At 65.5% G+C, this 12,912-nt stretch carries 9 protein-coding genes and 2 tRNA genes; 2 read left to right on the top strand and 9 right to left on the bottom strand.

What is annotated here, in order from left to right; translation table 11 throughout:
• The first annotated feature begins 51 nt into the window (after positions 1 to 51).
• The gene (locus tag AUCHE_RS00820) at positions 52 to 807 is read left to right on the top strand and encodes an IclR family transcriptional regulator (RefSeq protein WP_006501355.1); all 756 of its coding nucleotides are present in this window, start codon (positions 52 to 54) and stop codon (positions 805 to 807) included.
• Between the two features lie 120 nt (positions 808 to 927).
• Here AUCHE_RS00820 and AUCHE_RS00825 read toward each other — a convergent pair whose 3' ends face one another.
• The 7 genes from AUCHE_RS00825 to AUCHE_RS00855 all read right to left on the bottom strand — a co-directional run bounded on the left by AUCHE_RS00825 (position 928) and on the right by AUCHE_RS00855 (position 8,404).
• Positions 928 to 1,932, bottom strand: coding sequence for an XdhC family protein (locus AUCHE_RS00825; protein ID WP_081578074.1), 1,005 nt, complete (start codon positions 1,930 to 1,932; stop codon positions 928 to 930).
• Positions 1,929 to 2,789: a selenium cofactor biosynthesis protein YqeC gene (gene yqeC / locus AUCHE_RS15360; RefSeq protein ID WP_006501357.1), complete on the bottom strand. Its 861-nt coding sequence runs from the start codon at positions 2,787 to 2,789 to the stop codon at positions 1,929 to 1,931. The genes AUCHE_RS00825 and yqeC overlap by 4 nt, the downstream gene beginning before the upstream one ends.
• On the bottom strand, positions 2,786 to 3,739 hold the full coding sequence (gene yqeB, locus AUCHE_RS00835) for a selenium-dependent molybdenum cofactor biosynthesis protein YqeB (protein ID WP_006501358.1): 954 nt from the start codon (positions 3,737 to 3,739) through the stop codon (positions 2,786 to 2,788). Before yqeB ends, yqeC begins: the two co-directional genes overlap by 4 nt.
• Positions 3,736 to 6,417: a selenium-dependent xanthine dehydrogenase gene (xdh, locus tag AUCHE_RS00840; RefSeq protein WP_006501359.1), complete on the bottom strand. Its 2,682-nt coding sequence runs from the start codon at positions 6,415 to 6,417 to the stop codon at positions 3,736 to 3,738. Before xdh ends, yqeB begins: the two co-directional genes overlap by 4 nt.
• Positions 6,418 to 6,639: 222 nt before the next feature.
• A complete protein-coding gene (locus tag AUCHE_RS00845) occupies positions 6,640 to 8,004 on the bottom strand; it encodes a hypothetical protein (protein ID WP_006501360.1) in 1,365 nt (454 codons plus the stop codon).
• Positions 8,005 to 8,150: 146 nt separating this feature from the next.
• Positions 8,151 to 8,223, bottom strand: a tRNA-Glu gene (locus AUCHE_RS00850).
• 109 nt (positions 8,224 to 8,332) lie between these two features.
• Positions 8,333 to 8,404: transfer RNA gene (locus AUCHE_RS00855), tRNA-Gln, on the bottom strand.
• A 273-nt stretch (positions 8,405 to 8,677) separates the two neighbouring features.
• On the opposite strand from AUCHE_RS00855, the gene AUCHE_RS00860 reads away from it, so the two are divergent.
• Complete coding sequence (locus AUCHE_RS00860; RefSeq protein WP_006501361.1) at positions 8,678 to 10,381, top strand: glutamine--tRNA ligase/YqeY domain fusion protein; 1,704 nt, start codon at positions 8,678 to 8,680, stop codon at positions 10,379 to 10,381.
• A 115-nt stretch (positions 10,382 to 10,496) separates the two neighbouring features.
• Here AUCHE_RS00860 and gltX read toward each other — a convergent pair whose 3' ends face one another.
• Positions 10,497 to 12,038: a glutamate--tRNA ligase gene (gene gltX / locus AUCHE_RS00865; protein WP_040321037.1), complete on the bottom strand. Its 1,542-nt coding sequence runs from the start codon at positions 12,036 to 12,038 to the stop codon at positions 10,497 to 10,499.
• Between the two features lie 53 nt (positions 12,039 to 12,091).
• Entirely contained in the window at positions 12,092 to 12,871 is a 780-nt protein-coding gene (locus tag AUCHE_RS00870; RefSeq protein ID WP_006501363.1) for a fumarylacetoacetate hydrolase family protein, read from the bottom strand.
• Positions 12,872 to 12,912 lie beyond the last annotated feature (41 nt).

A 12,912-nucleotide genomic window follows, 5' to 3' on the forward strand; every position in this document is an offset into this window, starting at 1 on the left:
TCAAGATGTGGCGAGCTTGCGTCTCATGACGTGGGACGTCACACTGAGTGCATGGAAAGTTCTAGTGGGGTCGGTGTCCTGGACAAGGCCGCAACCGTTCTCGGCGCCCTGGAAGCGGGACCGTCGACTCTCGCACAGCTCGTTGCCATCACCGGATTGGCTCGCCCCACCGCCCATCGCCTGGCGGTGGCTCTCGAACACCATCGGCTGGTATCCCGCGACATGCAAGGCAGATTCATCCTCGGCCCGCGCCTGGCAGAACTTGCCTCAGCCGCCGGCGAAGACCGGCTCCTGGCCGCTGCAGGCGCCGTTCTGGGAGCACTCCGGGACCACACTCACGAATCCGCGCAACTCTTCCGACGCCAAGGGGACATGCGCATCTGTGTCGCAGCCGCCGAACGCCCCATGGGACTACGCGACTCCATCCCGGTAGGAGCAACCTTGTCGATGCTCGCCGGATCCGCAGCGCAGGTCCTCCTCGCCTGGGAAGAACCGGACCGACTCCACCGCGGTCTCCAGGGCGCGGAATTCACCGCCACCACCCTCTCCGGCGTTCGACGCCGCGGATGGGCACAGAGCGTCGGTGAACGTGAGCCGGGAGTAGCCTCGGTGTCCGCACCCGTCCGCAATCCCGCCGGGCGGGTCATCGCCGCCGTCTCGATCTCCGGACCGATCGAACGCATCTCCCGACAGCCCGGGCGCCTCCACGCCGCGACCGTGGTCGCCGGAGCCAACAAGTTGACCGAGGTCCTCGCCCGGGCGCATGCCCAGCAGCAGGCCGCACAGGAGTCCGCACACAAGCACTGACCATCCGTGGGGGCCCCTCACCGAGAAGAGAAGATGGGCCCCCACGGATTCTTCCCGCACCCGGTTGGACCTCCCGCGTCCGAGAGGACCAAGCCCGCACCTGCTCCGCCCCAGGGACGTTCAGAGTCGCTCCAGAAGCACCCGCACGCTCCCTCCACAGATCATGTCCAGTTCGTTCCCACGCCGACCGGACAGGTCGTAATCAGCCACCGCGAGAGCATCGTCCCCCTCCGCAAGCAGAGCCTGCGCCCGACGGACCACCTCCAGTTCCACCGCTCCCCCGCCGACCGATCCGGCCACCGGCCCCTGAATGCCCACCACCATGCGCGCGCCGGTACCCCGCGGAGTCGACCCGGCGTCACCGATCACCGTGGCCAGAACGGCCGGCAATTCCGGTGTCCGCGCCAACCCACGGATCGTGTCCGCCACCTCGGCATCGACGACCTGCCCCTGGCATTCGGCGCGGACCTGCACCAGCTCCGCGCAGATCGAGACCGCAATCTCCCCCGGATCCGGTCCACCCAGATGGACACCGATCGGTGAACGCAGCTCACGGGTCAGTTCCGGAGACAACCCCGCCTCGACCAGTTCCCGACGGACCAATGCCGCCTTGCGTCGGGAACCGATCATGCCGACGTACTGATGCGGACGCGTCAGACAGAGCAGCGCACACTCACGGTCACTGCGATGCCCCGGCGTGACGACCACGAAATAGCTGTTGGCATGCTCCGACAGGGCACGCAAGGCCACACCGTAGTCATCAACGACGATCTGATCCGCCCCGGTCAACCGGTCGGACCTGGCCAGGCCGGGACGGTCGTCGATCACCACGGTATGAAAACCGATCACCGAAGAGATCTGCGCGACAGCGCGGCCGACATGGCCGGCACCCAGGATCACCAGCCGGGGCGTGCCCCACAGCTCCTCCGCGAAATAACCGCCCGAACCGGTCTCCCGACAGGTGGCGCCGAAAGGTCTTCGAGGAGTGCCGGTCAGGCTGTCCCGATCACCGTCCCACGGATCGCACCGCCCGGCTCGTGGCCCACTGGTCCAGTGCAAACGGGCGTAGACGCCCTGAGCATCGACCTGACCCAGCAGCTCGACATAATCCACTCGCCGCATCATCGATCTCCCTGCCACGCCGGCGGAATCGGAAGCCGGTCCTCCCGACCGGTGCCATTCTCCCCCCGGCAGCACGCCACCTGACGAGAAGGGTCCACTCCGACACAGATCACCTGGTGACCGTCCAACAGACCGATCAGTGCGCGAATGTCCTCGTCGAACACTCCACCGTCGACGTGGGTCAGCACGACCGAGACCTGGCCGGCCCAACCCCACCGACGGGCCGGATCCAGATAACCCTGCTGCAGCAGCATCGCGACTGCTCCGGCATCGAGATCGGCCCCGACCCCAGAACCGATGCCCAGGATCTCCCGGGCACGCTCCGAGCGAAAACACACCTGCTCCAACGGACGACACAATGCATCGACGCTCGCCACGACCAGGAGAAGATCCACCGCCGGAGGAACCACCGGCTCGTGCGCCGCCGGCACTTTGAACGGCAGGCCGCGGGCACCGTCCGCCTCGACCAAGACGACATCGAAGGCACTGCGCAATCGATCGATCCCGTCGCCGGGGAAGGCCGAGATCTTGCCGTCCCCGCACGGCTGCCCGGCAACCAACAAGCCCGGTTCATCCCTGCGGGCCAAGGCCTCCTCCACGTCCAGAGCCGCGCCCCGTTCCAGCCACAACCGGGTGGTCGTGGTCAGAACGGCGCTCAACCCGAGAACCGCGCATTCCTGCCCGACAGCCCGCAAAAGGGTGGTCTTACCGCCTGCGCCCACCGCAGCCAGAACCACCCTTCTCCGGCAGCCCAGGACACATGTTTCGAGCAGCTCCGTGACGCCCAAGGCCGAGAGCAGCCCCGGCCCCGCCCGTCCAGGGCCTTCCCAGACCACGGGCCAGACCGGGCGGTCGGTCATCGCCCCGGCTCCAGGACGTCGATCCCAGAACCCGCGCCCCTCCGACATCGGCCCGACAACCCTTGGAGCACCGCGTCCAGCGCGCCTCCCCCCACGGCTCTGGCCTTGTCGGAGATCGTGTCGCAACATGCGACCATCGCAGGCCGCGGGTCGACATCGGCGATCTTGAGACCCCGCGAGACCACCGTCTCCTCAGGAATCATGCCGCGAACGACCCCCGACAGCGGAGAGAGCACCTCGGAAGAGGTTTCCGCACCTTCCAGAACGCAGAGCGCCTCCCCTGCACGCACGACAGCGCCGATATCCCGCAGGACCCGGACCCGGCCGGCTTCAGGAGCCCTGACGACCCGGTCGGCACCGTGACCGGCGATCGTCCCGGGGACCCCGGTGTTGGCAAGAGCCGCCCCGAGGGAGATCACGCGCCCCAGATCGTGTCCACGCATCGTCTCCACGACGTAGTCGACGTCCTCTCCGGCAACGAAACCCGGACCGCACCCGACGGTGACATCCCCCATGCCACGGTGGGTACCGACATTCCGTTTCGCGAGCATCGCGTCGACCACCGCCACCGGACGAGCCCTGCGGACCAGTTCTGCCTCGGAGTCAACGACCACAGGGATCCGGTATTCACCCGGCCGGCCGGACCTTCGCTGCTCGGCCAGGATCTGCCGAGCCTGCTCGAGACCGAGGGCACGAACCCCGACGAGGTCCTCGACCCGCCAGCTGCCCTGACGGACCGCGGTGCACAAAGACGCCCGCCACCGGACTGCCATCGGTCGGGCGAGATCCAGGGCGATGACGTCGAAACCGGCGTGAGCACAGCGCTGGACGACCCCGGTGGCGATGTCCCCAGCCCCCCGGACGACGATCAGCGGAGTCGAACCCGGACACCTACCGAGGTGTTCCAGGGGGCCGGAGGGCTCCTGAAGGCCGGGAGCGCCCGGAGTCATCGGCGCCGCACCGGGCGATAGAAGGTGTCCTCCAACGGGAGCGCGAGCCGGAAGAGACCGTCCTTCTTGAAGTAGGCATTCTGCAGGGCTGGCGCACCCAGGCAGCAGGTGATCTCGCCGATGCCCTTGGCCCCGTAGGCATAGGTCGGATCAGCACGGTTCACGAAGATCGCGCGGACCGGAGGCATCTGATTGGCCTTGACCAATCCGAGCTGGGCCAGCTTGACCTGTGGGATCCCGTCCTCACACCGGAAATACTCAGTCACCCCGTACCCGATGGCCATGGCGACGCCACCGATCACCTGCCCCTCGCAGGCCACCGGGTTGATCACCCGGCCGGCGTCATGAGCCGCGACCACCTGGACGATCTCACCCTTGGTGTCGATCACGAAGATCTGCGTCGCGAAACCGTAGGAGATGTGGCTGACCGGGTTCGCCTTCGTCGAGCCGATCGGATCGGTCTCGAAGTCGAACTCTCCCTCGTAGAGCTTCCCTTCGAGGTCAGCCAGGGCCAGCCCGGAATCCAGATCCCGTTTGAGTGCCTGCGCCGCTTCACGTGCTGCCTGACCGGTGAAGACCGTCTGACGGGAAGCAGTCGTGGTGCCCGCGTCCGGCGAATAGCTGGTGTCCGGGGCGTCCACCACGATGTGGCGTCTCTCCAGCCCCGTGGTCTCCGCGACCATCTGAAGGATGACCGTGGTGATGCCCTGTCCGATCCCGGCCGCGGACGAACGGGCGTGGACCACTCCGTCGATGACCTCGAGGTTGCATCGCCCCGGGTCCTTCAACCCGACGCCGACTCCGGCATTCTTCATCGCGCAGGCGATACCCACGTGGAGCTCCGGATCGGCTTCATACCGTTCGAAGTCGTCCCGGACGGCCTCCAAGGTCTCGACGAGGGCGGTGTCCGCGCCGACGATCTGCCCGTTCGGCAGCGCCTGCCCCGGGCGGACGGCATTGCGATGACGGATCTCCCAACCGGAGAGACCGACCTGGCGGGCGAGGTCGTTGACGAGACATTCCACCGCCATCGCCGACTGGGTGACCCCGAAACCACGGAAGGCCCCTGCCGGTGGATTGTTGGTGTACACGGCATCACCGACCACGCTCACATTGGCGTAGTGATAGGGCCCGGAGGCATGGGTACATGCTCGCTGCAGCACCGGGCCACCCAAGGAGGCATAGGCTCCCGTGTCCGAGACGATCCGGGCCTGCATCGCCTGCAGAATGCCCTGGTCGTCGCAGCCGAGCTTCATCGTGATCTTCATGGCATGGCGTTTCGGGTGATAGTTCAAGCTGTCGGTCCGACTGAACTTCACCTTGACCGGCCGCCCGGTCAGATAGGCGCACAACGCTGCCTGGTGCTGGACCGACATGTCTTCCTTGCCGCCGAAACCGCCACCGACCAGGGCCGAACGGATCCTGACCTTCTCCAGGGGCAGGCCGAGGTACTCACTGACCTCGTGGTATTCGTCGTAGATTCCCTGACCTGCGGTGATCACCATGATCCCCTCGCCGTCGGGGATCCCGATGGCCGCCTCGGTCTCCATGAAAGCGTGTTCTTGCGGAGGCAGATCGAAGGTCGCCTCGGCGACATACGAGGAGGCTGCGAAACCGGCAGCGATGTCGCCCCGGGAGATCTCTTCGTGGGCACAGATATTGCCCTCGGGAACGACGAAGGAACCGAATCGGGTGAAACCTTCCCCGTGGATCTGCGGTGCACCCTCCGCCATGGCTGCTTCCGGACTGGTCAAGGGCTCGAGTACCTCGTACTCGACCTCGACCGCAGCGGCAGCGGATTCGGCCTGGGAGCGGGTCTGCGCCACGACCATCGCCAGGGTGTCCCCGATCGCCTTGGTCGTCTCGCCCACGGCGATCATGCCCGGCCAGTCCTTGTAGAGATGACCCAGGTAGCGTTCTCCGGGGATGTCCTCGGCGGTGAAGATCCCGAGAACTCCTGGCATAGCGCACGCCGCGCCGGTGTCGATGGACAGGATCCGCGCGCGCGGGTGGGCGGTGAAGACGTGTCGGCCGTGGACCATACCGGGGATCTCGATGTCGTCGACGTACTGCCCTTCGCCCAGCGCTTTCTCCACGGCGTCGATGCGCAGCACGTCTTCACCGACACCTGCGTTCTGCCCAGGGGCGGGGATCTCCCGTCCTTCCCGTAGCAGATCTGCGGCGAGGAGCACGCCGTCGACGATCTGCTGGTAGCCGGTGCACCGGCACATATTGGTGCGCAGGGCGTGGCGGACCTCGTCGGCGGTCGGGGCGGGGTTCGCATCGATCAGGGATTTCGCGGAGACGACCATCCCGGGTACGCAGAAGCCGCACTGGACCGAGCCCGCGGTACCGAAGGCGTGTCCGTAGACCGCTTTCTCCCGCTCGCTGAGCCCTTCGACCGTGGTGATCCGTTTGCCGGCGAGTCGTTTGACCCGTTGGGTGCAGGCTCGGACCGCCTTGCCTTCGACGAGGATCATGCAGGTACCGCAGGATCCCTGGTTGCATCCGTCCTTCACGGAGATCAGACGGAGATCGTCCCGGAGCAGGTCGAGCAGTTCGGTGTCCTCGGAGACCTGATGGGCTTCTCCGTTGATGAACAGGGTGTGGACCGCGGTAGCGCCGTCGTCGGGTGTGCGGGTCCGGGGGACTCGTCGCCGGGTGTTCTCCGTGGTCATGTCGCCTGCCCGTTCTGGATCGCGTCCGGCGACCAGCGCGCTTTCCCGGTGCAGCCGCTTGTGACGGCCCGATCACAGCCCACCGCTCACCAGAGTATGGTCAACTTTGTCCAACGTCAGAATAACTCGATCTGCTTCGTCGGACAGCAGGGTTGACGCAAGGGGCGCCCGTCGTGGTGAACCCACGACGGGCGCCCCGGAAGACAGACGCGGAACGGCCGATCAGACCAGTTCGCTCCGATCGTCGCCCGGCTCCCCGTACAGTTCCTGCTCGGCCAGCAGCCCCTGATAGGCGTCCCGGATCGCCAGATTGACCTCGTTCTCGGCCAGGACCGGGTCGAGGAAGGACTTCCGATAGGTCTCGTCGCTGTTCGACGAGGCCGCGAAGGACAATCCGCTGAAGCAGGCCAGGAGGAAGCTCACCTTGAAGTGCACCGAGCTGAACGGGAGCTTGAAACCAGCCACCATCATCGGCTCGGGCACCGAGGAGATCCAGGTCTTGGCCACGGCGTCGGTGATCGCCATCTGACCGAAGAAGGTGAAGAAGACCCCCATCAACATGGTGAAGAGGAACACCTGGATCACCTGCGCAGCGATCGCCACCAACTGAAGGTTGACCCGCTCACTGACCCGCAGCGGAGGACGCAGACGCGGCATGGAGACGGAGGCGAAGGGAGTACCCCGCAACAACGAACGCATCCGCTGCTCGTTCTCCACGGACTCCGCATAGGAGAACTCGGCCTCGTTCCGACTTTCGTGCTTGTGGAACATCGTGTGCATCTCGTCGAGCGCGGTCACCACGACGACCAGCAGGGCCAGGACCAGCAGAACCATCCCGACACCGAAGGTCCGCCCGTAGTCGATCCCCGCGGCGACCTGCCAGATCTCGGCATTGAAGAAGAAGAAGAGCACCACGACCAGGAAGACCGGGAGGACCCGGGCGATCATCGCGCCCAGAGCGGTGGCCTGGCTCACCGAACGCTTCAACGACCAGACCAGCACATTGCCCACCCCGATATAGGTCAGGAAGAGCAGGATCACCAGCAGGGAGAACTGCCACAGCAAGCTGATGAAGAAGCTGTCCCCGTCGATCTCCTTGCCCATCACGGGAGGCAGCAGAAGGTGGATCAATCCGATGATCACAGCGAGAAGTTTGCTGCCCGAGTTCGGCAGGGCCCGCAACAACCAGCCGATCCCCAGACCGACCGGGAGCGCGAGGATCGGGCCGCCCAAGACGAGGAATCCACTCAGGATGAAGGCCACCTCGTCTTCCTCACGAACGAGCCCGTCCTCCGTCTCCTGGACGCCGTCCACCACGGAGGCAGCGAGCAACCAGAGGACGTTGATCACCGTCATGGCGGAGAGCAGTGCGGAAACCCTGCGCAACAACGCCCGACTCCGTGAGCGGCGAGTGAGTACCTGAGGGAGCCCCCGCGCCCTGATCCAGGCTTCACAGGCATCCATCTGGGCATCTGCCATCGCGGCATTCCGTCCTTCCGTCATTCCTCGCATATCGCCGATACGTTCGGCGGCAGCCTCCCCCACGAGCCTCAGGACGGCCGAGACGGCGTAGTCATCAGGCCCCACACATCATGTCGAGAACAGAGACCTACGCGCCGGACCGGGCGTAAGACACCTGGACGATTCATAATGCTGCTGAACAAAGGGTAAAAGGATAGGACCCCAATGAGAAAGGCGGCCCCCTCTTTCGAGGGGGCCGCCTTTCTTCTTTGTAGCCCCGACCGGATTCGAACCGGCGCTACCGCCTTGAGAGGGCGGCGTGCTAGGCCACTACACAACGGGGCCATTTACTGCCTGAGCAGCGGATGAAACCTTACCTTTGAGCGGCAGTTTCTTCCAAATCGGCACTGGATAAATCACCACCCAGCGCCTCATCGCGTATTTACTCGATGAGCTGGGGTACCAGGACTCGAACCTAGACTAACTGAACCAGAATCAGTCGTGCTGCCAATTACACCATACCCCATGGGGCATCCCCCACTGGTGAAGCAGTTGCCCACCAGCTAGGCGATCCGAGAAAGCACTCTAGCCTCCGAGTGCCTTGTAACCCAAATCAGCCCGGCGCCATCCGCTCCCCTGGAAGAGGAACGACCACCGCCGGACGACCGGCCTCTGCTCACATCGGCGCCCAGCCAGCAGAACTGAGAACTACACCCGACCCGCCTCCCCCGGCCGGCCTCCCCCGCAGAGCCCGCCACAGCGGGAGACGGCACCGCTGCAGGCACTAGAGTGAAGTGTTATGAGCGAGCCCGATGCCACGTCGCCGGCAGGCGATTTCGTCCGTGAACAGATCCGCCGTGACAACGCCGCAGGCATCTTCTCAGGGCGCGTCCAGACCAGATTCCCACCTGAGCCCAACGGCTACCTACACATCGGACACGCCAAAGCCATCTGCGCCGACTTCGGCATCGCCCAGGAATTCGACGGGATCTGCCACCTCCGGTTCGACGACACCAATCCCGACACCGAGGACACCGAGTACGTCGACTCCATCATCGAGGACATCACCTGGCTCGGATTCCCCCCGCCGACACCGATCCTCTTCGCCTCCGACTACTTCGGACGACTCTACGAATGGGCCGAATACCTGATCGGACAGGGCAAGGCCTATGTCGACGAACAGGACGGCGAGACCATCTCGGCCCAGCGCGGCGGCTTCGGCAAACCCGGGATCGAATCCCCCTACCGGGACCGACCCGTCGCAGAGAACATCACCGAGTTCCGCAAGATGCGCGACGGCGACTACCCCGACGGATCCCGAGTGCTGCGCGCCAAGATCGACATGCAACACGAGAACATGCAGATGCGCGACCCCATCATGTACCGCATCCGGCACGCCAGCCATCACCGGACAGGCGACGACTGGTGCCTCTACCCGACCTACGACTGGGCCCACGGGCAGTCCGACGCCATCGAAGGCGTCACCCACTCCCTGTGCACCCTGGAGTTCGACAGCCACCGACCGCTCTACGACTGGTTCCTCGCACAGCTCCCCCTCCCCCACGAAGCACCGCGCCAGACCGAGTTCGCCCGGCTCGCGGTCACCTACCTGATCACCAGCAAGCGCAAAATGCTCCAGCTCGTGACCAGCGGCACCGTCGACGGATGGGACGACCCCCGGATGCCCACCGTCGCCGGGATGCGCCGCCGCGGCTACCCCGCCGCATCGATCCGCGACTTCTGCGCCTACGTCGGCCTGACGAAGACCAACAGCCGACACGACATCGAACTGCTCGAGTCCTTCGTCCGTCGTGAACTCAACCTGACCAGTCAACGCCGGATGGCCGTGCTCCGCCCGCTCAAGCTGGTCCTCGACGGATGGCCCACCGAACCCGACGGCACACCCGTCGTCGAATGGTTCGACGTGGCCAACAACCCCGAGAACGAGGCCGACGGCACCCGAAAGGTCCCCTTCACCGGAGAACTGTGGATCGAGCAGGACGACTTCGCAGAGACCCCTCCCCCGAAGTTCTTCCGACTCACCCCGGGACGCGAAGTCCGGCTCCGCGGCGCATACCTGGTGACCTGCACCGACGTCGTCAAGGACGATCAGGGGAAGATCATCGAGATCCGCGCCTCCTACGACCCGGCCTCCCGAGGCGGCACCGCACCCGACGGACGCAAGGTCAAATCGACCATGCACTGGGTCTCCGCCCCCCACGCGGCAGAAGCCACCGTCTCCCTCTACGAACGACTCTTCACCCACCCCGTTCCGGGCGAGACCACCGGTGAAGTCATGGACGACATCAACCCGGAGAGCAAAGAAACACTCCTCCACTGCCGCGTCGAACCGATACTCGCCGACACGCCGCCCGGCACCGTGGTCCAGTTCGAACGACTGGGCTACTTCGCGCACGACCCCCGGACAGCGATGCACTTCCACCGCACCGTAGGCCTGAAGGACGAATGGGCCGCGATCCAGAAACGGGCAGTGCGCAGCTGACCCAGGCCACCCAAGGCGCGTGTGGGGCCGGACCAGGAGATCCTCCCGGTCCGGCCCCACACCGATCCCAGCCCCGCGCGGTGTACCGGAGAGACGCCCGGCACACCGCCAGAACTCACAAGGACGCCCGCAAGGACCGCAGCCGCGACAAGGTCGAATGCCTCCCCAACACCTCGGCGGATTCGAAGAGCGGCGGGGAGACCCTACGCCCGGACAGAGCCACCCGGACCGGGCCGAAAGCGACCCGAGGCTTCAACCCCAGACCGTCGATCAAAGCGGCCCGCAAGGACTCCTCGATCCGCCCGGCCGTCCAGCTGCCCGCCACGTCAGCCAGATCCACTCCCGCATCGTCAGGAATCGCTTCCAAGGCGACGACCGCCGCATCGAGGACCGCAGCGACATCACCCTTGAGCGAAGCCCTGGCATCCTCCTCGACGACCAACTCTTCATCGGCAGTGAAGAAGGGACGCATCTGCTCCGCCGCCTCGGTGAGCCTCACCAACCGGGGCTGGACCAACTCGGCCAGGCTACGCACCCGGACGATCTCCCCCAGGCTCGGGTTCTCCCCCAGCAGCCCGTCCGACTGCAGATACGGGACCAGGCGAGAAGTCAGCTCCTCCACCGACAACTCACGGATATAGACACCGTTGAGCCAGTCCAACTTCGTCAGATCGAAGATCGGACCGACCGGGTTCACCTTCGCCCAGTCGAACTCCGCGGCGAAACGCTCCAGGGTGAAGACCTCCACGTCCTTGCCCTCGGCATCCTTCGCCGGCGGATAGGCCAACAGCGCCAGGAAATTCACCAAAGCCTCCGGCAGATAACCCTGCTCCCGGAACCAGGTCAGACGAGCTGCGGGATTCTTCCGCTTGGAGATCTTCGACTTATCGGTATTCCGCAGCAAAGGCATGTGCGCGAAAGTCGGCGGGGTCAACCCCAACCAGCGGTACAGGAGAAGATGCTTCGGCGTCGAACTGATCCATTCCTCCCCACGGACCACATGAGTGATCCCCATCTCGTGGTCGTCCACCACCACAGCCATGTGATAGGTCGGGAAACCGTCCGCCTTCAGGATCACCTGATCATCCGGATGCGGCGCGCGGACCCGGCCCCGGATCAGATCGTCGAACTCCGTCGGCGCATCCTCGGGAACCAGCATGCGCACCACCGGCGTCTCCTGGAAGCCCGGCAGCTCGGCCCGCTCCTCGCGGGTCATCCCCTGACAGAGCCGGTCGTACCCGGTGACCGAGGACTTGGACCTCTGCTGCTCCTCCCGCATCCGGGCCAGACGCTCAGGAGAGCACCAACACCGGTAGGCATGACCGTCCTCGATCAACCGCTCCACATAAGGCCGGTAGGTCTCCAACCGTTCACTCTGCCGGTACGGGGCGAACGGGCCGCCCTTGTCCGGGCCCTCGTCCCACCCCAGGCCGAGCCAGTCCAAGGTGTCGTACAACTGCTGCTCTGAATCAGCTCGGAAACGAGCGCGATCGGTGTCCTCCACCCGAAGGACGAAGCGTCCCCCTCGTTGGCGCGCATAGGCCAGATTGAACAAAGCCATGTATGCGGTGCCGACATGGGGATCACCCGTCGGAGAAGGAGCGACACGGAGCCTGGGTGCGCCGGGAAGGCCGGCCGGGGTGCTGGATGTGCTCATGATGTCCCCAGCCTACGACGCCCCTCCACGACGCACCCGGGCGTCCGAACACCTCAGCGGCGCACGAAAGGATTCGACAACGATCCGATCCCCTCGATCTCGACCTCCACACGCTGCCCCGGCTCCACCGGGCCCACACCGACCGGGGTGCCGGTCAGGATGACGTCCCCGGGCAGAAGAGTGAAGATCCTGGAGACATAGGACACCAGCTCCGCCACCGGGTAGACCATCAACGACGTCGACGCCTCCTGCACGGTGCGTCCGTCCAGCCTCGTCCGGACCTCCACATCGGTCGGGTCCAGCTCGGTCTCGATCCACGGCCCCAACGGGCAGAAGGTGTCCGCCCCCTTGGCCCTGGACCACTGGTCGTCGCTGCGTTGGATATCCCGAGCCGTGACATCGTTCGCGCAGGTGTACCCGAGCACGACGTCGGGAACCTGCTCGACCGGGACGTCCTTGCACATCCGACCGATGATCACGGCCAGCTCGCCCTCGTAATGCACCTCGGTGCTGAAGTCCGGCATCACCACCGGATCGTCCGGACCGCACACCGAGGTGTTGGGCTTGAGGAAGACGAGCGGTTCGGCAGGCACCTCGTGCCCCAGCTCGGCAGCATGAGCGGCATAGTTACGACCGATGCCGATGACCTTGCTCCGCGGGATGACCGGTGCGAGCAGGCGCACATCGCCCAATTCGTGCCGGACCCCGGTCGGGGCCACCCGCGAGTACAACGGGTCGCCGTTCACCTGGGCCAGCCAGGTGGGCACCCCGTCCTCACTCATGACGACGCCGTAGGTCGGCTCGTCGTCGACGACATAACGGGCGATTTTCATAGCTGCTCCTGACAGATGCGGGACACGACTCTGCGATCACG

The organism is Austwickia chelonae NBRC 105200 (assembly GCF_000298175.1).
GTDB lineage: Bacteria > Actinomycetota > Actinomycetes > Actinomycetales > Dermatophilaceae > Austwickia > Austwickia chelonae.